The sequence below is a fragment of the Nocardia sp. NBC_00565 genome, from assembly GCF_036345915.1.
Taxonomy (GTDB): Bacteria; Actinomycetota; Actinomycetes; order Mycobacteriales; family Mycobacteriaceae; genus Nocardia.
On sequence record NZ_CP107785.1, the window covers coordinates 7,766,040 to 7,786,429 of the forward strand.

20 protein-coding genes and 1 tRNA gene are annotated in these 20,390 nt (G+C 65.9%); 12 read left to right on the top strand and 9 right to left on the bottom strand.

The window, feature by feature from the left end; all coding sequences use genetic code 11:
- Positions 1-743: 743 nt before the first annotated feature.
- A complete protein-coding gene (locus OG874_RS35815) occupies positions 744-1,688 on the top strand; it encodes an alpha/beta fold hydrolase (RefSeq protein ID WP_330251472.1) in 945 nt (314 codons plus the stop codon).
- Positions 1,685-2,038 carry a helix-turn-helix domain-containing protein gene (locus OG874_RS35820; protein ID WP_330251473.1) on the top strand — a complete coding sequence of 118 codons (354 nt, stop codon included), beginning with the start codon at positions 1,685-1,687 and terminating at the stop codon, positions 2,036-2,038. Before OG874_RS35815 ends, OG874_RS35820 begins: the two co-directional genes overlap by 4 nt.
- 138 nt (positions 2,039-2,176) lie before the next feature.
- Here the strand turns inward: OG874_RS35820 and OG874_RS35825 are convergent, their stop codons facing one another.
- The 4 genes from OG874_RS35825 to OG874_RS35840 all read right to left on the bottom strand — a co-directional run bounded on the left by OG874_RS35825 (position 2,177) and on the right by OG874_RS35840 (position 5,372).
- The gene (locus tag OG874_RS35825; protein ID WP_330251474.1) at positions 2,177-3,163 is read right to left on the bottom strand and encodes a hypothetical protein; all 987 of its coding nucleotides are present in this window, start codon (positions 3,161-3,163) and stop codon (positions 2,177-2,179) included.
- 143 nt (positions 3,164-3,306) lie between these two features.
- On the bottom strand, positions 3,307-3,990 hold the full coding sequence (locus OG874_RS35830; protein WP_330251475.1) for a hypothetical protein: 684 nt from the start codon (positions 3,988-3,990) through the stop codon (positions 3,307-3,309).
- A complete protein-coding gene (locus tag OG874_RS35835; RefSeq protein WP_330251476.1) occupies positions 3,987-5,168 on the bottom strand; it encodes a tyrosine-type recombinase/integrase in 1,182 nt (393 codons plus the stop codon). The genes OG874_RS35830 and OG874_RS35835 overlap by 4 nt, the downstream gene beginning before the upstream one ends.
- A gap of 121 nt (positions 5,169-5,289) precedes the next feature.
- A tRNA-Leu gene (locus OG874_RS35840) sits at positions 5,290-5,372 on the bottom strand.
- 224 nt (positions 5,373-5,596) lie between these two features.
- Between OG874_RS35840 and OG874_RS35845 the strand changes: the two genes are divergently transcribed.
- The 7 genes from OG874_RS35845 to pknB all read left to right on the top strand — a co-directional run bounded on the left by OG874_RS35845 (position 5,597) and on the right by pknB (position 15,541).
- Positions 5,597-7,000 (top strand): DUF3662 and FHA domain-containing protein, encoded by a 1,404-nt coding sequence (locus OG874_RS35845; RefSeq protein WP_330251477.1) that lies wholly within the window; start codon positions 5,597-5,599, stop codon positions 6,998-7,000.
- A 201-nt stretch (positions 7,001-7,201) separates the two neighbouring features.
- On the top strand, positions 7,202-7,669 hold the full coding sequence (locus tag OG874_RS35850) for an FHA domain-containing protein FhaB/FipA (RefSeq protein WP_014980860.1): 468 nt from the start codon (positions 7,202-7,204) through the stop codon (positions 7,667-7,669).
- Positions 7,666-9,141, top strand: a complete 1,476-nt coding sequence (locus OG874_RS35855; RefSeq protein ID WP_330251478.1) for a protein phosphatase 2C domain-containing protein — start codon at positions 7,666-7,668, stop codon at positions 9,139-9,141. Before OG874_RS35850 ends, OG874_RS35855 begins: the two co-directional genes overlap by 4 nt.
- Positions 9,141-10,616 carry an FtsW/RodA/SpoVE family cell cycle protein gene (locus OG874_RS35860; RefSeq protein WP_330251479.1) on the top strand — a complete coding sequence of 492 codons (1,476 nt, stop codon included), beginning with the start codon at positions 9,141-9,143 and terminating at the stop codon, positions 10,614-10,616. Before OG874_RS35855 ends, OG874_RS35860 begins: the two co-directional genes overlap by 1 nt.
- A complete protein-coding gene (locus OG874_RS35865) occupies positions 10,613-12,079 on the top strand; it encodes a peptidoglycan D,D-transpeptidase FtsI family protein (protein ID WP_330251480.1) in 1,467 nt (488 codons plus the stop codon). Before OG874_RS35860 ends, OG874_RS35865 begins: the two co-directional genes overlap by 4 nt.
- 37 nt (positions 12,080-12,116) lie before the next feature.
- On the top strand, positions 12,117-13,640 hold the full coding sequence (locus OG874_RS35870; protein WP_330251481.1) for a protein kinase domain-containing protein: 1,524 nt from the start codon (positions 12,117-12,119) through the stop codon (positions 13,638-13,640).
- Positions 13,637-15,541 (top strand): Stk1 family PASTA domain-containing Ser/Thr kinase, encoded by a 1,905-nt coding sequence (pknB, locus tag OG874_RS35875; RefSeq protein ID WP_330251482.1) that lies wholly within the window; start codon positions 13,637-13,639, stop codon positions 15,539-15,541. Before OG874_RS35870 ends, pknB begins: the two co-directional genes overlap by 4 nt.
- Positions 15,542-15,702: 161 nt before the next feature.
- Here the strand turns inward: pknB and OG874_RS35880 are convergent, their stop codons facing one another.
- The 3 genes from OG874_RS35880 to OG874_RS35890 are packed head-to-tail and all read right to left on the bottom strand — an operon-like array spanning position 15,703 to position 17,503.
- On the bottom strand, positions 15,703-16,155 hold the full coding sequence (locus tag OG874_RS35880; RefSeq protein ID WP_330251483.1) for a deaminase: 453 nt from the start codon (positions 16,153-16,155) through the stop codon (positions 15,703-15,705).
- A 29-nt stretch (positions 16,156-16,184) separates the two neighbouring features.
- Positions 16,185-16,862: a RibD family protein gene (locus tag OG874_RS35885; protein ID WP_330251484.1), complete on the bottom strand. Its 678-nt coding sequence runs from the start codon at positions 16,860-16,862 to the stop codon at positions 16,185-16,187.
- The gene (locus tag OG874_RS35890) at positions 16,859-17,503 is read right to left on the bottom strand and encodes an aminodeoxychorismate/anthranilate synthase component II (RefSeq protein ID WP_330251485.1); all 645 of its coding nucleotides are present in this window, start codon (positions 17,501-17,503) and stop codon (positions 16,859-16,861) included. Before OG874_RS35890 ends, OG874_RS35885 begins: the two co-directional genes overlap by 4 nt.
- A 207-nt stretch (positions 17,504-17,710) precedes the next feature.
- Between OG874_RS35890 and crgA the strand changes: the two genes are divergently transcribed.
- Complete coding sequence (gene crgA, locus OG874_RS35895) at positions 17,711-17,974, top strand: cell division protein CrgA (protein WP_330251486.1); 264 nt, start codon at positions 17,711-17,713, stop codon at positions 17,972-17,974.
- 132 nt (positions 17,975-18,106) lie between these two features.
- Entirely contained in the window at positions 18,107-18,574 is a 468-nt protein-coding gene (locus OG874_RS35900; protein WP_330251487.1) for a PH domain-containing protein, read from the top strand.
- An 83-nt stretch (positions 18,575-18,657) separates the two neighbouring features.
- Here the strand turns inward: OG874_RS35900 and OG874_RS35905 are convergent, their stop codons facing one another.
- Positions 18,658-19,521, bottom strand: a complete 864-nt coding sequence (locus tag OG874_RS35905) for a rhomboid family intramembrane serine protease (protein WP_330251488.1) — start codon at positions 19,519-19,521, stop codon at positions 18,658-18,660.
- Positions 19,522-19,525: 4 nt separating this feature from the next.
- On the bottom strand, positions 19,526-20,053 hold the full coding sequence (locus tag OG874_RS35910; protein ID WP_330251489.1) for a peptidylprolyl isomerase: 528 nt from the start codon (positions 20,051-20,053) through the stop codon (positions 19,526-19,528).
- Between the two features lie 105 nt (positions 20,054-20,158).
- On the opposite strand from OG874_RS35910, the gene OG874_RS35915 reads away from it, so the two are divergent.
- Entirely contained in the window at positions 20,159-20,371 is a 213-nt protein-coding gene (locus tag OG874_RS35915) for a hypothetical protein (protein ID WP_330251490.1), read from the top strand.
- Positions 20,372-20,390: the final 19 nt, after the last annotated feature.

Here is a 20,390-nt window from a genome sequence, read left to right on the forward strand (position 1 = left end):
GTATTGCACTCGATGGCGTAGTCGAAATCAGTGGACGCCCACGGGATTACACGGTTGTGATGGTGAAGTCCGATAAACCTTCGAACCAGGAGAACCCGTGGATTCAACCACCACTGGTCGAGCTTCGACCCGTTAACGCTGTGGAAATTCCGACGCATCCAAATCTTTCCCACTAGGGATTGCGCGGGCCGCCCGATCACCCCCTCCGATCGGGCGGCTCATTCCCACCGAAGCGATTGTCCTACGTACATCGTCTGATTCGCGTTGCGCGAGAATATCGATTCCGAATTCCGTCAGCCGAACTGTTCTGCCGCACCCGTATCTCGTTGCACGCCCGCGAATCCCATCACCCGAAAGTGCGCGCTGCCGTGCGCTCCTCGAAAGGAATGGGTTGTGAATTCGGCTCCCCCAGGGCGATGCCCTCAACATATCGGCACGACCATGACACCTTTGTGCGGCGCCTGCCGTACCGCACGCCGGGCTCGTGCCGCCTGGGATCGCCGACATCACAACGAGTTGCACGAAGCAGCGGTCGCCGAACGCACTCGGCGACGTTCCTGCTCGATGTGCGACGAAGCCGGATGGCGCAGGCCCCCTGCGGAATTGCTGGCAGCGAATGCCGATCCGCCTGTCGTCCGGTGCGACCACACCACACCCACGTCGCTCGATCACTGGCATCCGGCAGCTCCTCAGCCATCGATGCCGTTCACTCTCCCCCTGTCCCTATATGAGGAACCGAACCCATGACCTTCCCCAAGGAATGCACCCTCGCTGTCTCGACCCCGGATGGAGTTCGCCTGTCGGCCAAGCGATTCGGCACTGGCCGCGCACAGACCTCCGTGATCTTCGTGCACGGCTTGCTGACCGATTCGACCTACTGGGCTCCACTGGCCGAACATTTGACAAGCCGCCTCGGCGACACCGTCGATCTGTATCTCTACGACCAGCGTGGCCATGGCAATTCGGGATGGCCGCACCGCAGGGCCACCACCACACTGGCGACAATGGCGGCCGACCTCGACGCCATCGTTTCACGTGTGGCCGGCCGGGTGATCCTCGTTGCGCACTCCGCGGGCAGCCTGGTCGCCCAGGCTTTCGCTGAACACCATCCCCGCCAGTTCCGGGAGTTAGCCGCCGCCGTGCTATTCAGTCCGGCTGGTGAGTTCCCGGAGTACCCGGCCCTGCCGAGTTACTTCCTGTCCATTCCCAACGCGCTGAGCGGACCCCGTCCTGGGGCGCTCGACGCGCTGAATGTCTTGGCTCATCGAGCTCTACAAGCCCGCTTCCGAAGACTGAGTAGGCGATACGGATCACGCTCCCCGTTCGTGACTGGCCGCCACAACGGCGACCCTCGGGTGCTGTGCGATTTTGTGCACGCTCTGCGTCACTTCTATCTGGGACCGCAGACCATAGCCACGTTGCGCGCGGTTCCGACCGTCGTCCTGGGCGCGGAGCGCGATGGCGTCGTGCCCGCCTCGCAATCGGCGCGTCTCGCGGACAAGATCGAGGCGGATTTCGAGCTGGCCACCGGAGTCGGCCATTCGCTGCCGCACGCTGATCCAATCCGGTCGGCAACAGCCGTCGAATCCACAATCGCCAGAGTTGGTGGTCCGCGAGTCAGCATCGGTTACTCCGGTGCCGAGAACGACATCGCCTGGGGGGTGCACGGTTCGGGGTCCGAGGGATGACCAGGGAACCACCGGCCCCGCCAGACGACGAGACCGCAGGCCGCGACAACGGCAACGCAGCTGGGAAGACCTATCCGGTCGAGGAAGGCGCACGGCGGCTGCGCAAATCGAGAGCCTGGTACCTACGTCAACTGAGAGCCGGGCTGTTGCCCGGTCACCGGGCGGGTCGAACCTGGTTTCTGACCGAGCGCGATATCGACCAGGCGCTGGAGCAGACCGCCCAGCCAGCGAATGGCTCGCCCCCGTCAGCAACAGAGGCGTTGGGTCAGTCATCGGCCCAGAAGCTCACCCAGGCAGCGGGATTGAGTCGGCGGCAACGCCGACACCGTTTGCCACCACCAGCCGGTTGACCCCCTGGGACGCGGCTCAGCCGACACCGCGTGACAGGGATCGACACGGTCCGGAGAGTGATCCCAGGTGGAACCCGTGCACCTGTCTCCGGACCGTGTCACCGTCTCGTTCGCACCACGCCTAACGCGCAGGCACCGTCAGGCGCTGGTAGCCGCCGCCGGTCGGCGGGCACTCTCCAGCTCGGCACGCAGTCGGGCCACGTCGACGTCGGCCCGTTCCAACGCCGCAGTCATCTGTTCACGGTGGTCGCCGCGGATTCGTTCGATCTGCTGGCGATGACCGTGTGCCGCCCTGTCGGCGGCGCTATGCGCGGCCGTGAGCGCCTCGGTGTGGACCGCGTGCAGTTGAGCGAGTTGGCACGAGTGCTCCTCGGTCCGGCTCTCGAAGACCTCACGCAGTCTGGATGCTTCGGCTCGATCCGACTCGGCCGCCTTCAGCGCCGCATCGCGTTCGCCTTCGGCTCGTGCTTGCGCGGCGCGGGCGGCATCGACGTGCTCCCGCATCTGCTTGAGTGTCTGTTCGGCTTCGTCGTACACGCTGTCACGGGCAGCTTCGGCGTCGGCGATGCGCCGGTTCGCCTCGGCGGTCACCTGCTCGACTCGGTCGTTGGCCTCATCAAGGGCAGTCGCAGCCTCATCGGCGGCATCGATGGCCACCTGCTCGAGATCGCGAGATTGGTCGCGCTGTAGACGCATCGCATCGGCGGCCTGCTCGGCATGTGCACGAGCCTGTTCGGCTTCGGCGACCTGGATCGCGGTGCTGCGCTTGATCTCAGCGATCTCACGTGCAATGTTGGCCGGATTGCGGATCGAGTCGAATAGATCCCCAGCGTCGGTCACCACGGCGTCGAGCTCAGTGCCGAGTTTGCCGAAGCGGTCGACGAGTCCGACCAGCGAAGTGACGTCGCCGGTGACTGTCCGGCGAGCGGCAGCTTCCTCGGCGCGGGCCGCCGTCTTCGCCAGCGCCTGCTTCTTGCGCAGCGCCTTGAGAGCCGTGTGGCCGGGATCGTCGCAGTACGCCAGCGGACGACGCCGGTGTTCGCTGACCGCGACCGGCCGACCGCAGCCAGGATAGGTGCACGCATCAGAGGTGGTGGATGAGGACGAGTCGATGACCTTGAGCATTGGATTTCATTTCATTTCAATGCATTTCATTTCATAGCGTCTGTCGTGTGTGCAATGAAATGAAATTGGATCGGATCGAGTGCCCGGCTGCCCGCAGGTCGATCGTTGCGAACAGCCGGGCGGCAATGAGCCAGCGCGGTGGACTACGGGCTGACCGGCGGTGACGAGACCACGGGGGTGACCCCGGTGAGCTTCGCGCCCAGTTCAGGCACACACCGCTCGATCAGGGGCACCAACGTGTCGATGCGCGCCAGGCCCAGGTATGCGACAACCGACGGTAGGGACGCCCCGGCGGACAGCAGCCATTCGGCACAGCTCCAGCGCACGTCCTGCGGGCGCGGCCGTTTGCCGTGCAGTGGGTCGCTGGATTCGTCGTGGCCGTCGAGCAGATCCGCGAGTGCTCGTCTCCACACCTGGGCATAGCGATGGCCGAGGACCGCACCGCCCGAGCGGGTCGTGAACAGCAGCTCGTCACCGGGCCGGTCCAGGTCAAGGCTATCGATCAGCGCCTCGGGCACGCGGATCACCCTGCGGCCGTACTTGTTCGGCCGGATCTTCCATCCGTCGCGTGTCGGCATCCAGGTCTTGGAGATCTCGCAACCAGCGGTGTCGGGATCGACATCACACACGAACACCGCAGCAGTCTCGTTGAGACGTGCTGCACCCAGGGCAAGGAAGTCGGCGTGCCGATGCCAGAACGCGGGCAAAGCATCGCGTACTACGGTGAACTCGTCGGTGCTCAGCAGGACCGGCGACTTCTTGACTTTCCAGTACGGGGTGCGCCGCGACAACCGGGCTTCGGCGTGCTGCCGAATTGACGCGTTCATGCGGCGAGGGACAGGATCGGGCGGTGCAACCGCGGAAGGCGGGCGGCGAAGACCTGGGCGGCCTCGGCGCTGGCGGAGCGATCGAGGTGGCCGTAGGTCTTGTCGGTGATGACGGCCGACTCGTGCCCGGCGTCGCGGGAGACCACGAACAATGGAGCACCGCCGAGTAGACGCCAGCTGATTCCAGTGTGCCGCAACCAATACGGGCTAGGGCGTTTACCGTTCAGCTCATCGGAGACAACCTCGCCCTTTTCGTCGAGGACGATGAGGCTCTTCAGCGCCGGAACGAATGCCTTCTGATAGAAGTAGCAGGGCCGGACCGGGTTGCCGTGCTGGGTCTGGAACAGCAGCTCATGTGCGGGTCGGTTCAGGTCGAGTAGGTCGAGGGTTTCCATCGGCACGTTGGTGACGCGGACGCCTCGCTGTGTCTTGGGTGGACCCAGTTTGAGCTTGCCGCCGGTGTACTTCCATGCCTTGGTGATGTCCACCGCGCCGGTATCGCGGTTGATGTCACCGACCAGCAGCGCCGCGACCTCTGCGGGTCGCGCCATGGAAGCGGTAGAGAACTCGGCCTGCGGTACCCACCGCTCAGGCATCGCGCCGACGAACAGTTCATATTCGTCGGGTTCGAGGAACATGATGCGAGTGGCATAGATCTTCGGCAGCCGGGTTCCAGAGCACGGGTTGTAGGGGATCAATGATTGCGGCTTGAGCGTCGCCGCTGCTTTCATCGCCGAGGACAGGAATCCGTGTTTGTTGTGGATCGTCTTCGGCTTGAACTCCTTCTCCTCCTGCATGTGGATGACCCACTCGGCGTCGGTGAACTGGGTGACCGCGTCGATGGGCATGTGTCCCATGAAGGGATCGATGTCATTGTCGATGTACTGCCGGTACTTCTTCTTGGTGTACGGCTCGATGCCGCTGAGGTGATCGACGTAGATCCGGCACCATTCGGTGACCGTCGGCGCGACAACGATCGCGCTGCGCTGCACCTCGAGGATGCGCAGGGCCTCGATCGGCCCGACCTTCTCAAGCAGATCTGCGAACTTCTGCGCAGGTTCGTAGTCATCGAAGGTTTCGGAGGTCTGCTTGGGCGTGTTGCCGGGACGCGGCAGACGGAAGGGCACTTTCCAGGTGACAGAACCGTCACTGTTGGTGCGTGAACGTGGAGTGGGCACAAAGTCCTCCATGATGATGGTGACTGTGCCGACATCCCGTGGGATGCATGATGTTGACCGGAATGTTGACAGCCGGTCAGAGATCCAATTGAATCTTACCTCTGACCAGCCGCAACGTGTGTGGGCGAAGGGGGACTTGAACCCCCACGTCCCGAAGGACACTGGCACCTGAAGCCAGCGCGTCTGCCATTCCGCCACTCGCCCGAGCGACTCGGAGACAGTATCACGAGGGTCGACCGGACACGAAATCGGCGCCTGGCGGCCTTCGATCGCAGGCCAGGCGACCACGGGAACCCGCTGGGCTTTCCAGGAGTTACAGGTGTGGACGATCGTGGATATCATGCAATGAACGTGGTCGATACGCGACACGCCATATCCGCGTGTCGTTGTTATGAATCAGTACAGACGCTCACCGAAGGGAGGCCGAGATGGGCATCGTTTCTCGATTCGAGCGTCGCCTGCAAGGCGCCGTCGGTGATGTGTTCGCACGGGCCTTCGGGGGCAGTGTCGTCCCCCAGGAGGTCGAGGCGGCGCTCAAGCAAGAAGCCACCGACAATATCCAGGATCTGGGTGGCGGACATCTGTTGGCGCCCAACAGTTATGTGATCACCATCAACACCTCTGATCACCAACAACTCGACGCCGACCACGAGCTCACCACCCGCGCGTTCGCCAAACACCTCCAGGACTATATCCGCGAGCAAGGCTGGCAGACCTACGGCGAAGTACACGTGGCATTCGAGGCATCACTTACGCTGCACACCGGACAGTTCAGGACGAGCGGTCGGGTCGATCCCGACATCGGCCGCCGAGCCACCCCGGCTCGTAGCCCCGAACCCCCGCCACAACGACCTGCAAACCCGCAACCAGGAGCTGGCCCCATGACGCAGAACTCAGGCTACGACCCAAGCCGTGAGCCCGCGGAGTCCGATCCACGCAACCGCGGGTACGCACCGCCGCCAGCGGGGCGGCCCGGGCCGCCGAACGGTGCGTACCGCGACGACTACGGCCGGGGCGGCGCGCCCTATGGCGGTGGCGCCGACTATCCGGCGGCGGACCCGCAGCAGGGTTACGGCGAATACCAGAACGGCTACGACTACCAGCAGGGTGGCCAGGGCTACCAGGAGCCGGGTTACGGCGGTGGCCAGCAGGGCTATGGCGAGCGTGGCGGCTACGGCCAGCAGCAAGGTGGCTACGCCGAGCAGGACTACGCCCAGCCCGGGTACCAGGAGCCGGGTTACGGTCAGCCGGGCTATGGCGAACAGGGCTACGGACAGCAGGGCTACGCCCAGCCCGGCTACGGCGAGCAGGGCTACGCCGACCAGGGCGGATACGGCCAGCAGCCGGGCTACGGACAGCAGGGCTACGCCCAGCCCGCCTATGGCGAACCGGGCTATGCGGAACCCGGTTACGGCGAGCAGGGCTACGCCGCGCCCGAGGAGCAGGGCGGCTACGGCCAGGCCTACTCGCAACAGCCCGGCTACGGCGCCCAGGGCGGCGGTTACGCGGCCCCCGCGTACGGCGCTGGCGCACAAGCCGGTTCGGGTTACTCGGCGACGCTACAACTCGACGACGGCAGCGGCCGCACCTATCAGCTTCGCGAGGGCAGCAATATCATCGGCCGTGGCCAGGACGCGCATTTCCGGCTGCCGGATACCGGAGTCTCACGTCGGCACATCGAAGTTCGTTGGGACGGCCAGACCGCGATGCTCTCGGATCTCGGCTCGACCAACGGCACTCTCGTCAACGGTTCTCCCGTGCAGGATTGGCAGCTCGCCGACGGTGATGTCATCCGCGCCGGGCATTCCGAGATTCTGATCCGTATCGTCTGATCCCGTAAGCTCGCGGTGCAGGTCACGACATGGCGTACAGGGATTCTGCTGTCGTATCGTGATCGAACTCGACCCACGGCCCTATGATGCTGCCAACACACGCGCGTCACCGGGACCGGGGCTCGCGAAACCAGCAAGCCGGTGGGGGCGAACTCGCACCTACGGCACCGACGTACACGGTCGAACAGGAGGTGGAGCGCCGTGCAGGGACTTATCCTGCAATTGACCCGTGCGGGGTTCCTGCTGCTGTTGTGGTTATTCGTGTGGGCGGTGTTGCGCACTCTGCGCAGCGACATCTACGCGGCATCCGGCATCCGGATACAGCCCAGGGCCGCACGCGGTTCCGCGGTGCTGCCGTCTTTCAGCCGAGGCCAGAAGGGCGCCAAATTTCTTGTGGTGACTCAAGGTTCACTCGCCGGCACTCGCATCTCGCTCGGCACCCAACCGGTGCTGATCGGACGTGCGGACGACTCAACGCTGGTACTCACCGATGACTACGCCTCAACCAGGCATGCGCGGCTATCACCGCGTGGTGACGACTGGTACGTCGAAGACCTCGGCTCGACGAATGGCACTTACCTCGACCGCGCGAAAGTCACCACCGCAGTCCGAGTTCCACTCGGCACCCCTGTCCGTGTCGGCAAAACAGTGATCGAGCTGCGATCGTGACACTTGTTCTCCGCTACGCAGCGCGCAGCGACCGCGGTCTTGTCCGAGGCAACAACGAGGACTCCGTCTATGCGGGCGCACGGCTGCTCGCACTAGCCGACGGTATGGGCGGCCACGCCGCGGGCGAGGTCGCATCCCAGCTGATGATCGCCGCGCTGGCCCATCTCGACGACGACGAGCCCGGCGACGATCTGCTCGGCAAGCTCAACGCAGCCACCCATGAGGGCAATGCGGCGATCGCCGATCATGTCGAGGAGGAGCCCGAACTCGACGGCATGGGCACCACGCTCACCGCAATCCTGTTCGCGGGCAAGAAACTCGGCCTCGTCCACATCGGCGACTCCCGCGCCTATCTGCTGCGCGGCGGTGAGCTGGCCCAGATCACCCGTGACGACACCTTCGTCCAGTCACTGGTGGACGAGGGCCGCATCACGCCCGAGCAGGCGCACACCCATCCACAGCGTTCGCTGATCATGCGCGCGCTCACCGGCAACGAGATCGAGCCGACGCTGATCATGCGCGAGGCTCGGGCCGGCGATCGCTATCTGCTGTGCTCGGACGGACTCTCCGATGTGGTCAGCGATGAGACTATCGCCAACACCATGCGCGAGGGCAGCACCGACGAATGTGCCGACCGGCTCATCGAGCTCGCGTTGCGCAGCGGCGGTCCGGACAACGTCACCGTGGTCGTCGCCGATGTCATCGATCTCGACTACGGGCAGAGCCATCCGATCGTCGCAGGCGCGGCCTCGGGTCAAGACGATGACACGCCGCCGCCGAATACCGCCGCCGGTCGCGCGGCCGCGATGCGCCCGCCCCGGGCGGAGCCGCGCCGTGCCGCCGCCCCCGAACCACCCCCGCAGAGCAAATCGCACAAGCTGCGCTGGATCCTGCTGGCGGTCGCCCTCGTGGTGGCCGCTGGCGTCGGATTGCTGGTCGGCTACAAGATGATTCGCAGCAACTACTACGTCGGCGCCGATGGCGGCCAGGTCGTCATCCTGCGCGGGCTCCCCGGTTCGGTGCTCGGGTATTCGATCCACGAGGTCGAATCGATCGGCTGTGTCGACAAGAGCGGCACTCTCACGCTGGCGCAGCCGGGCGAAGATCTGCCGCCGAAGTGCAAGGCGCTCGCGGTCGCCGATCTCAAGCAGACCGGGCACGATCAAGTTGACAAGGGACTGCCGCCGGGCTCGCTGGACGAGGCCCGCAAGCAGATGCAGACCCTCGCGCAGAAGGAACTGCTGCCCGTCTGCCCGCCCAAGGAGTCGGTGCCGCAGCCTGGGGTCGTTCCGCCCGCCGAACCGCCCGCGCAACCCGGTACGCCCGCGCCGACCTCGGTCGCGCCGACCAGCGAGAACCGGTCTACACCCGAGCAAGCGGCCGAGACCAAGAGTCCGGACGCCAAGACCCCGACGGCGACGGCGTCGCCGAATCCCCAGACGGCGGGGGAGCCTTGCCGGGTGACGGACTGATGTCCGCTCCGGCACCGCCGTCCGCTGGGGCCTTTCCCAGTCCTCCCGGCGGATTCGCGCCTGCGCCGCCGCCGTCGACCAGGCGCAATGCCGAACTGTTACTCCTCGCCGGTGCGACGGTGATCGTCACCGTCTCGCTGTTCCTGGTGGAGGCCAGCCAGGAGCAGTCGGTCACCTGGGAAATCGCCAAATATGGTTTCGCCTATCTGGCCCTGTTCGCGGTGGCGCATATGGCGGTGCGGCGCTTCGCGCCATTCGCCGATCCGCTGCTCTTACCGATCGCCGCGCTACTCAACGGACTCGGCTTGGTGCTAATCCATCGGCTCGATCTCGCCGATGCGCAGACCGCCGCCTACAACTCGTGGCCGATCCCCTCCCCCGACGCCAATCAGCAGATCCTGTGGACCGGTCTGGGGATGATCATCTTCATCGCGATCCTGGTCGTGCTGCGCGATTACCGCACGCTGGCCCGCTACGGCTACACCTTAGGCCTCGTCGGTCTTGTCGCGCTGGCGATTCCGGCATTGCTGCCCGGCGCGTATTCGGAGACGAACGGCTCCAAGATCTGGATCAGGCTGCCCGGATTGAGCGTGCAGCCCGGCGAATTCGCGAAGATTCTGCTGATCATCTTCTTCGCCTCGGTGCTGGTCGCCAAGCGCGATCTGTTCACCGCGGCCGGGCGGCATTTCCTCGGTATGGAGTTCCCGCGCGCCCGCGATCTCGGGCCGATCCTGGTGGTGTGGATCGTCTGCATCGGGGTGCTGGTCTTCGAAAAGGATCTCGGCACTTCGCTGTTGATCTTCAGCACCGTGCTGGTGATGCTCTACATCGCGACCGAGCGGGTCGGCTGGCTCGTCATCGGCGGTGTGCTGCTGAGCATCGGGTTCTTCTTCGCCTACCAGTCCTTCAGCCATGTGCGGGTGCGCACCCAGACCTGGCTGCATCCGTTCGCCGATTACAACAACACCGGCTACCAGATCTCGCAGTCGCTGTTCGGGCTCGCCACCGGCGGACTCGCCGGCACCGGGCTCGGCAGCGGGCGGCCCTCGCAGGTGCCCTTCGCCAAGACCGACTTCATCATCACCACCATCGGTGAGGAACTCGGCCTGTTCGGGCTCGCCGCGGTACTGCTGCTGTTCCTGGTCTTCGTCGTGCGTGGGCTGCGGACCGCGCTGGCCGTGCGCGACAGCTTCGGCAAGCTGCTGGCCGCGGGCTTGTCGTTCACCATCGCGATTCAGCTGTTCGTGGTGGTCGGCGGTGTCACCAAATTGATTCCGCTGACCGGTCTCACCACCCCGTTCATGTCGTACGGTGGTTCGTCGCTGCTGGCCAATTACGCGCTGCTGGCATTGCTGATCAAGGTCTCCGACGCGGCCCGCGCCCCGGCGCCGGTACGCAAGAAGGATCCGGTGGCCCCGATCGCGGACGCGACTACCGAGCTTCTGCGTAAACCGGAAGCGAGGCCGCAGGAATGAACACACCGCTACGACGGGTCGCGGTCGCGGTGATGCTCATGATCGTCGCGCTGCTGATCAATGCCACCTACGTGCAGGTGATCAAGGCCGATGACTACCGCAACGATCCGCGCAATTCGCGCGTGCTGCTCGACGAGTACGCGCGCCAGCGCGGGCAGATCTCCGCGGGCGGCACCGTGCTGGCCAGTTCGGTCGCCACCGACGACCGCTACAAATACCTCCGCACCTACCCCACCGACCCCGAGGCCTACGCGCCGGCCACCGGCTTCTACTCGATGCAGTACGGCAGCACGGGTTTGGAGCGCGCCGAGGACACCGTGCTGAACGGTTCGGACAATTCGCTGTTCGGGCGCCGCCTGATCGATATGATCTCCGGTCGTGACCCGCGCGGCGGCAATGTGCTGACCACGCTGGATCCGATGATGCAGCAGGTCGCCTACGAGCAGCTGACCGCCAAGGGCTTCACCGGCTCCGTGGTGGCGGTGGAGCCGAGTACGGGCAAGATTCTCACCATGGTCTCCACCCCCAGCTACGACCCCAACCTGCTGTCCGGGCACGACGGCGCCCAAGGCACCAAATCTTGGGAAGAGCTGAGTGCGGATCAGCGCCAACCCATGTTGAATCGTGCTGTGTCGCAGACCTATCCCCCGGGGTCCACCTTCAAGGTGGTCGTCACCGCCGCCGCACTGGCCAACGGCACCGCCACCCCGGATGACCAGTTCACCGCGGCGCCCACCATCACGCTGCCCGGCACCACCACCACGCTGGAGAACTACAACGGCTCCACCTGCGGCAACGGCCCGACCGCGACACTCACCGAGGCGTTCCGCAGATCCTGCAACACCGCGTTCGTCGAACTGGGCCTCAAGGTCGGCGCATCGAACCTGAAGGACGAGGCCGCCGCGTTCGGCATCGGCGCGCACCGCGGCATTCCGATTCCGGTGGCCGAGAGCACCGTCGGCACGATTCCGGACAATGCGGCACTGGCCCAGAGCAGCATCGGCCAGCGCGATGTCGCGCTCACGCCACTGGATAACGCGGTCATCGCCGCGACCGTCGCGAATGGCGGCGTCCGCATGGAGCCATACCTGGTCGATCAACTGCAGGGACCCGATCTGAGCGAGCTCTCGAAGAACAAACCCGTCTCAGTCGGCCAAGCCGTCAGCGCCCAGGTAGCGTCGACGCTGACCAACCTGATGATCGCGTCGGAGGACAACACCGTCGGACACGGCCAAACCCGGTACCAAATTGCCTCTAAGACCGGAACCGCCGAGCACGGCAGCAATCCGCGCAATACGCCACCGCATGCCTGGTACATCGCCTTCGCCCCCGCACAGAACCCCAAGATCGCCATCGCGGTGATCGTGGAGAACGGTGGCGACCGGGCATTGGCCGCGACCGGTGGCTCGGTGGCCGCGCCGATTGCCCGCGCGGTGCTGGACGCCGGTCTGCGAGGGCGCTGAGAGATATGAACGTGCGAGTGGATGTACGGGGGCCCGGATGCTGAACAACGGTGCGATGATTGCCGACCGATATCGCCTGCATCGCCTGATCGCGACCGGCGGTATGGGTCAGGTCTGGGAGGCGCTGGACACTCGGCTGGACCGCCGGGTGGCGGTGAAGGTACTCAAGTCGGAGTTCTCGGCCGACCCCACGTTCCGGCACCGATTCCGCAGCGAGGCCAAGACCACGGCACAGCTGAATCACCCCGGCATCGCCGGGATCTACGACTACGGCGAGACCATGGACCCGAGCGGCGGTGAAACCGCGTATCTGGTCATGGAATTGGTGCAGGGCGAACCGCTCAATACGGTGCTGAACCGGCTCGGCCGACTCTCGGTGGTCCAGGGTCTGGACATGCTGGAGCAGACCGGCCGCGCACTCGAGATCGCACACGCCGCCGGCGTGGTGCACCGTGATGTGAAGCCGGGCAACATCCTGGTCACTCCGACCGGTCAGGTGAAGATCACCGACTTCGGCATCGCCAAGGCGGTCGACGCCTCCCCGGTCACCAAGACCGGCATGGTGATGGGCACCGCCCAGTACATCGCGCCGGAGCAGGCGGTCGGCGAAGACGCGACCGCCGCCAGTGATGTGTACGCCCTCGGCGTGGTCGGCTACGAAGCGCTGGCCGGGCAGCGGCCGTTCAGCGGCGACGGCGCGATCACCGTCGCGATGAAGCATGTGCGCGAGGCCCCGCCGCCGATGCCGTCGGATCTGCCGCCCAATGTGCGTGAGCTCATCGAGATCACCCTGGGCAAGGATCCGACGCGTCGCTACGCGCGCGGCGGCGAGTTCGCCGACGCCGTCGCGGCGGTCCGCGCCGGACGCCGCCCGCCGCCGCCGAGCGGCACCGCCGAACCGACGACGGGCGCAACCCGGGTCTTGCCGCCCGGCCCGACGGTGATCCTGCCGTCACGGGACTACGAAGGCCCAACGGTCCGGTACAACACTCCGGCAACGCCGGCGGGCGGCGCGACCGGGCACACCGCTGTCGGCGCTCCCGCGACCGTGCTTGGCACCAGCGCATCCGGTGCCACGCCGCCGACCGGACGTGGCACCTCGAATAGTCACGGCAAGCCGGGATTCAGCACGGGACAGAAGGTCGGCGCGGGCGTCGCCGTCGGCGCCGTGCTGCTCGTCGGTCTCGTCCTCTGGCTGCTCTTCGGTGGCGACACCAACCCGGACACCGTGCGCGCGCCCACCACCACCTCTAAGGTCGCACCGCCGCCGGTCACCACGCCGCCGCCGACGACCGAAGAACCGACGACGGTCATCACCACGACCAGGCCGGCCCCGCCCCCGCCGCCGACGACCGCCTCGGAACCGACGACGACGCAACCACCGACGACAACCCCGTCGAGCACCGCGCCGAGTACGACGAAATCGTCGAAGACGACGAGTCCGTCCACGACCACCAGAGGCTCGTGGTTCCCTACGCTCGATTTACCATTTCCGGATAGTCCCGGTGCCCGAGGACCCTCGGCCACCCCCGGCGCTGCTACTCCGCAAGGACAACCATGACGACCCCGAAGAATCTCTCCTCCCGCTACGAGCTGGGTGAGATCATCGGGTTCGGCGGCATGTCCGAAGTCCACAAGGCGCGCGATCTACGGCTGAGCCGGGACGTGGCGATCAAGGTGCTGCGTGCCGACCTGGCCCGCGACCCCACGTTCTATCTGCGCTTCAAGCGCGAGGCGCAGAACGCCGCCGCCCTGAATCATCCGGCCATCGTCGCGGTCTACGACACCGGTGAGGCGGAGGTGGACGGCGGTCCGCTGCCGTACATCGTGATGGAGTACGTGGACGGCGATACGCTGCGCGATATCGTGCGCGGCAAGGGGCCGATTCCGGCACGCCGCGCGATGGAGATCGTCGCCGATGTCTGCGCCGCACTGGATTTCAGTCATAAGGCCGGAATCGTGCACCGCGATATGAAGCCGGCCAACATCATGATCAACCGGGCTGGTGCGGTGAAGGTGATGGACTTCGGCATCGCGCGCGCCATCGCCGACAGCGCCAACCCGATGACCCAGACCGCCGCCGTTATCGGTACCGCGCAATACCTTTCGCCCGAACAGGCGCGCGGTGAGACCGTCGACGCCCGCTCGGACGTCTACTCCGTCGGCTGCGTGCTGTTCGAAATCCTCACCGGTGAGCCGCCTTTCACCGGCGATTCCCCGGTCGCGGTCGCCTACCAGCATGTCCGGGAGGATCCGCGGCTGCCCTCGCACGTCTTCGCCGGGGTGCCGCGCGAACTGGACTCCGTCGTGCTCAAGGCGATGAGCAAGAATCCGGCCAACCGGTACCAGACCGCCGCCGAGATGCGCGCCGATCTGATCCGCGTGCTCGGCGGCCAGAAGCCCAGCGCACCGATGGTGATGACCGACGAGGACCGCACCACCATCCTCGGCTCCAACGAACCGCCGCCGCGCAACTTCCGCACCGTCGAGCGCAATGACGACACCGCCGAGCAGGAGCCCGCCGATGCGGCGAATCCGCGCCGCAATATCTATATCGCGCTCGCCGCGGCCGCCGCGGTCATCGTGGCGTTCGCACTGTTCTGGGTATTGATAGGTCCCGGTGCCAGACCGGATCAGATTGCCATACCCGACCTTTCGAACAAATCCGCGCAACAGGCCCAGGACGCGCTGCAGAAGCTCGGCTTCACGGTGGCCATCCAGCAGAAGCCGGATAACAAGGTCGCCACCGGCAATGTCATCTCCACCCAACCGCTGGGTGGCTCCCGGGTCGACAAGGGCAGCACCATCACCGTCCAGGTCTCCACCGGACCGGCGCAGGTCCAGGTGCCGCGACTGGACGGCATGACCCAGCAGCAGGCCGAGCAGCAGCTGAACTCCAGTGGTCTGCGGATGGATCCGACGGTGCAGCGCAAACCGTCCAGCGAGCAGGAGACCGACAAGGTGATCGGCACCGACCCGTCGGCGGGCTCGCGGGTCGACGTCGACCAGGCCATCGTCGTCATTCTCGGTGCGGGCCCCGAACAGGTCCGGGTGCCGAACGTGATCGGGCAGGACATCAGCGTCGCGCAGCCGAATCTGGTGGACAGCGCCGGGTTCAAGATCAGCGTTCAGGAGGTGCCGTCGTCGAAGCCGAAGGGCGAGGTAATCGCGACGAACCCGACGGGCGGCACCACCGCCGATAAGGGGTCCGTAGTGACGGTGCAGGTCTCCAACGGAGACATCACCATGCCGAGCCTCATCGGCCTGTCCACCGCGCAAGCCGTGGACAAGCTGCGACAGGCGGGCTGGACCGGCACATCCGCTCAGATCAGCCAGTCCACCCAGGGCACCTTCGACACCAACAGCGTCGGCCGCGTCATCAGCCAGCAGCCCGCCGCGGGTTCATCGATCGGGAAGAACGGAACGGTTTCGATCACGACATACGTCCTCGGCCCGCCGTGAGCAATCGCTACGGCTGACCTTTTCGAGCGACCTGCAAGCAATCGCTACGGCTGACCTTTTCGAGCGACCTGCAAGCAATCGCTACGGCTGACCCTTTCGAGCGACCTGCAAGCAATCGCTACGGCTGACCCTTTCGAGCGACCTGCAAGCAATCGCTACGGTTAGGACAGATCCAGGTGGCGATTCATCGACATCGCCGCCTCGGCCAGCTCCGGTAGTTCGACCACCTCGACGCCGTGCTGCCGCAGTTTCTCCACACCGATGCAATTGGTCACGAAGGTCGTCGGTTCCCGCCAGGCGATGACGACGCGCGGAATCCCGGCCCGCAGGATCCGATCGGTGCACGGCAGGCGCGTCGCGGTGGCGCGCTGCGAACACGGTTCCAGCGTGCTGTAGATCGTCGCCCGGGCCAGCCGGGGATCGTCCGCGTCGAGCTTGTCCAGCGCGGACTCTTCGGCATGGACCTTCGCATCGGTCTCCCTGGAGTAGCCCGTGGCGATTTCAGCGCCATCGGTCACGATCACGGCGCCGACCGAGAACGCGGTCGGGCTGGTCGGGCACAACCGCGCCAGTGCTATTGCCCTGCGCATGAATTGGACGTCATCGGTCGACATCGACAGACCTCCGTGATTCTGGGCGGCGGTCATCCGCCGTCGGACTCTTGCGGCAGGTAGCGCAGCAGCGCGACATCACCGATCCGAGTGACATCGGCCAGCCGCATCCGGCGGCTCGGAAACTCGGCCGGGCCGAGAAAGCGCGGGGCCGCGGCGTGCCCGACGAGAATCGGTGCGACCGCCATCTGCAATTCGTCGGCCAAATCCGCCGAAAGGAACTCGGTATGCATCCGAGTGCCGCCCTCGACCATCATCCGGGCGATGCCGCGGCGGCCGAGATCGTCGAGCAGTGCACCGAGATCGATATCACCGCCGAGGGAGACGACCTCCGCGAGGCCCGCCAACCGGTCCCCGAGCTTCGCCGCACCGGTGTTGGTGGTGTAGACGAGTTTGTCACCGCCGTGATGCCAGAACCGCAGTTCGGGATCCAGATCGCCACGCGCGCTGACGGTGACCTTCAGTGGGTACTCCGGCTTACCCGCCGCGAGGCGCGCGGCCCGGCGCTCCGCACTGCTGACCAGCAACCGGGGATTGTCGCGCCGCAGCGTTTCCGCACCGATCAAGATCGCGTCGGAATCCGCGCGCACCGCATCCACCCGGTCGAAGTCCGCCTCGTTCGACAGCAGTAAACGCTGGGGACTCGCGTCATCGATGTACCCGTCGACGCTGACCGCGACGGACAGCAGGACGTAGGGACGGTGCGTCACTGAGTCACCAGTGCCGCGACCTCCGCCTCCAGCATCTCCACCAGGCTCTCGGACGGACGTTCGCCGCAGATCTCGAGCCAGTTCGCCAGCATCCGGTGCCCACTCTGGGTCAGCACCGATTCGGGATGGAACTGCACGCCGTGGATGGGCAGCGTGCGGTGGCGCATGGCCATCACGATTCCGGTCTCGGTGCGCCCGAGCACCTCGATATCGGCCGGCAGGGTGTTCTCGAGCACGGTGAGCGAGTGGTAGCGCGTCGCGGTGAACGGGTCGGGCAGACCGGCCAACACGCCGGCACCGATATGGAACACCGAGCTGGTCTTGCCGTGCAGTAGCTCCGGCGCCCTGGTCACGGTGCCGCCGAACGCCTCGCCGATCGCCTGATGTCCGAGGCACACCCCGAGCAGCGGAATGCGGTGCCGGGCGCAGGCGTGCACCAGGTCGATGCTCGCGCCCGCCCGATCCGGGGTGCCGGGGCCGGGGCTGATCAGGATGCCGTCGTATTCGGTGACCACGGCGTCCAGATCGGTCAGCTGTGGATCGTCATTGCGCCAGACCACGGCCTCGGCACCCAACTGGCCGAGATACTGCACCAGGTTGAACACGAAGCTGTCGTAGTTGTCGACGACCAGTACACGCATGGTGTCGAGATTACGTGGCGACCCGGCGGGCCGTCGCACGCATTACCAGTTGGGTTAGCCTAGAGGCAGACCCGGAGGGGACCCGATCCCGCGCCCGGACCGTCCTGGCTCCCGCCGGATCGGGTTCCGTGGCGAGCGAGCTCGGCACCATAATTCAACCGAATCTCTCCACCGGTACCCGACCTGAACGCCGAACACGAGGACGACATGCCCAAGTCGAAGGTCCGCAAGAAGACCGACTACACGATCAATCCCGCCAGCCGCACACCGGTAAAGGTGAAGGTAGGGCCGTCCCCGGTCTGGTACGTCGTGATCATGCTCGGCTTCATGCTGGCCGGGCTGATCTGGCTGCTCGTCTACTACCTGGCCAACGACCGCATCACCTGGATGGCGGATCTCGGCGCGTGGAACTTCCTCATCGGCTTCGGGTTGATGGTCGTCGGGCTGATCATGACAATGCGGTGGCGCTGACCGCTCCTACCCGGCTGATCGTTTCGAGCGACCTGCAAGCAGTCGCTAACGGCCGGATTACAGACGTGTCATTCATTCACACCTGTGGATAACCATGTGGACAACTCGAGGAACGATTGGGGAAAGTGACGCGTGGATCCCGAATCCGATTCGCCTGATCCGCTGACTCCCGCGCCGCGCACCACGTGGACCACGCCGGTCGCAGCGCTCGTCGCGGTCACCATCGGCGGTGTGGTGCTGGCCGGTGCCGCCATCCTCGCCAAGGACGGACCCAGCCGTCTGTTGATCGGATTGGCCGCGGTCGGTCTACTGGCGCTGGCCGGGCTCGGATTCCGGCAGCGCCCGCGACTGAGCATCTCCTCCGACGCTGAGCCACGGCTGGTGGTCCGCACCCTCACCGGCCCCACCGAATACACCCGCGACCAGATCCTGCGAGCGCGCGTCGTCGGCTACCGGCGCCTCGGTCGCAAGAATCCGATGCTCGAAATCGACGTCCAGCACCACGGCGACGAACGCCTGCTGATCTTCGGCCGCTGGGACCTCGGCACCAGCCCCGACGACGTCTTCGAATCCCTTGTCGCGCACGGCTTGGCGCGATAGCGATGCGCTGAATACGCGTCGGCGGCAACGTTTCACGTGAAGCATCTCGGGACCGACCGCTGCTGCAGCCCACCCCTGGCTCGTCAGTGATACGCCGCGGCGACGATGACAGCCAGCGCCACAACGGCGACCGCGGACACCGCCGCCCAGCCGATCAGCCGCACCGTCTCCTGGGATTTCGCGCGCAACCACTCGGGCAGGAACAAGATGCCGAGCGCGGCGAGAGTTCCCGCGACCAAGCCGCCGAGGTGTCCGGCCAAGGAGATGCCGGGCAGCGAGAAGCTGATGAAAACGTTGATGCCGATGAGGATCAACATCTGATTCGGGTTCTGCCGCACCCGGATCAAGATCACCGTGATCGCACCGAACAGGCCGTACACCGCGCACGACGCACCCGCGGTGAGGCTGTCCCTGGCGAAAACCATGACGGCGGCCGAACCGCCGAGCAGTGAGACCAGGTAGACCACCAGATAGCGCACCCGTCCGAGGACCGGCTCGATGCTGCGGCCAACCACGTACAACGCGAACATGTTGAGCAGCAGATGGATCGGCCCGTAGTGCAAGAAGCCGGATCCGATCAGCCGCACCCACTGGCCGTGCGCCACCGCGGGCGGGTACAGCACCCAGTCGACATATAACGCGGATCGGGCGGTGTTCTCCACCAGCGAGCGCGATTGGCCCGCGGTGACCGCGAACACGATCGTATTCAGCGCGATCAGGACATAGGTGACATACGGAATCGGATTCCGCGCGGTCTGCGCACCGGCCACGGTCCGGACCGGCCGGACCTCGCGCTGGCCTTGGCGGACACAGTCGACACAGTGTTGCCCGACCGCCGCGGGGCGCAGGCACTCCGGACAGGCCGGCCGCCCGCAACGCGTGCAGGCCAGGCCCGTCGGGCGATTGGGGTGGCGGACGCACGTCGGTGCGGGCGGCTGAGCGTTCATCGGACTACTCGATGGTGATCTTGGAGATGGTGACGGCTTCCTTCGGACGATCGTTGCGATCGGTCGCGGTGGTCGCGATGGCATCGACGACCTTGCGCGAATCGGGGTCGACGACCTCCCCGAAGATGGTGTGCTTGCGGTTCAGGTGCGGCTGCGCGCCGACGGTGATGAAGAACTGCGAACCATTGGTGCCAGGTCCCGCATTCGCCATCGCCAGCAGATATCCACGGTCGAAGCGCAGCTCCGGATGGAATTCGTCGCCGAATTCGTAGCCGGGTCCACCGCGTCCGGTGCCGGTCGGGTCACCACCTTGAATCATGAACCCGTCGATCACCCGGTGGAAGACGGCGCCGTCGTAGAACGGCCCGGAGGTTCCTCCGCTCGCGTTCTCGGTCTGGTACGGCGCCGATCCGTCGGCCAGGCCGAGGAAGTTCCGCACCGTCTTCGGGGCGTGGTTGCCGAAGAGCGAGATCTTGATATCGCCGTGATTGGTGTGCAGCGTCGCCACGGCGGTCTGATTCGGTGAGGTCACGCCGCCCATCGTGCCACGATCGCCGGATTCTTCCCCGAACCGGGCCGGGTACGGCTGTGAACTGGAGCTACTGCACGAAGCGGCGGTGTGTGCCACAGTTGTCGAATGACCTTGGGGCGCCTTCACGTATCCGCACGTTCTCGTAACCGACTAATCGCCGCGGCCGTCGTCGCGCTGGCCGGTGGCGTCGCCCTGCTGGCACGCAGCAAGCGTCCGCAGCCGCCGGAACCCGCATCGGCACCGCCGCGAATCGGATACTCCCGCAACGGCTCCGCGCCCACCCCGTTGGCGGGCGCGGGCGCGGACAACAGTCGCTGACGACCGGTTACCGCTGACC

Bases quoted from the DNA above. Each gene is read 5' to 3' on its own strand.
- OG874_RS35815 (WP_330251472.1), top strand. From the start codon at position 744: ATGACCTTCCCCAAGGAATGCACCCTCGCTGTCTCGACCCCGGATGGA.
- OG874_RS35820 (WP_330251473.1), top strand. From the start codon at position 1,685: ATGACCAGGGAACCACCGGCCCCGCCAGACGACGAGACCGCAGGCCGC.
- OG874_RS35825 (WP_330251474.1), bottom strand. From the start codon at position 3,163: ATGCTCAAGGTCATCGACTCGTCCTCATCCACCACCTCTGATGCGTGC.
- OG874_RS35830 (WP_330251475.1), bottom strand. From the start codon at position 3,990: ATGAACGCGTCAATTCGGCAGCACGCCGAAGCCCGGTTGTCGCGGCGC.
- OG874_RS35845 (WP_330251477.1), top strand. From the start codon at position 5,597: ATGGGCATCGTTTCTCGATTCGAGCGTCGCCTGCAAGGCGCCGTCGGT.
- OG874_RS35860 (WP_330251479.1), top strand. From the start codon at position 9,141: ATGTCCGCTCCGGCACCGCCGTCCGCTGGGGCCTTTCCCAGTCCTCCC.
- OG874_RS35865 (WP_330251480.1), top strand. From the start codon at position 10,613: ATGAACACACCGCTACGACGGGTCGCGGTCGCGGTGATGCTCATGATC.
- OG874_RS35870 (WP_330251481.1), top strand. From the start codon at position 12,117: ATGCTGAACAACGGTGCGATGATTGCCGACCGATATCGCCTGCATCGC.
- pknB (WP_330251482.1), top strand. From the start codon at position 13,637: ATGACGACCCCGAAGAATCTCTCCTCCCGCTACGAGCTGGGTGAGATC.
- OG874_RS35880 (WP_330251483.1), bottom strand. From the start codon at position 16,155: ATGTCGACCGATGACGTCCAATTCATGCGCAGGGCAATAGCACTGGCG.
- OG874_RS35890 (WP_330251485.1), bottom strand. From the start codon at position 17,503: ATGCGTGTACTGGTCGTCGACAACTACGACAGCTTCGTGTTCAACCTG.
- crgA (WP_330251486.1), top strand. From the start codon at position 17,711: ATGCCCAAGTCGAAGGTCCGCAAGAAGACCGACTACACGATCAATCCC.
- OG874_RS35905 (WP_330251488.1), bottom strand. From the start codon at position 19,521: ATGAACGCTCAGCCGCCCGCACCGACGTGCGTCCGCCACCCCAATCGC.
- OG874_RS35915 (WP_330251490.1), top strand. From the start codon at position 20,159: ATGACCTTGGGGCGCCTTCACGTATCCGCACGTTCTCGTAACCGACTA.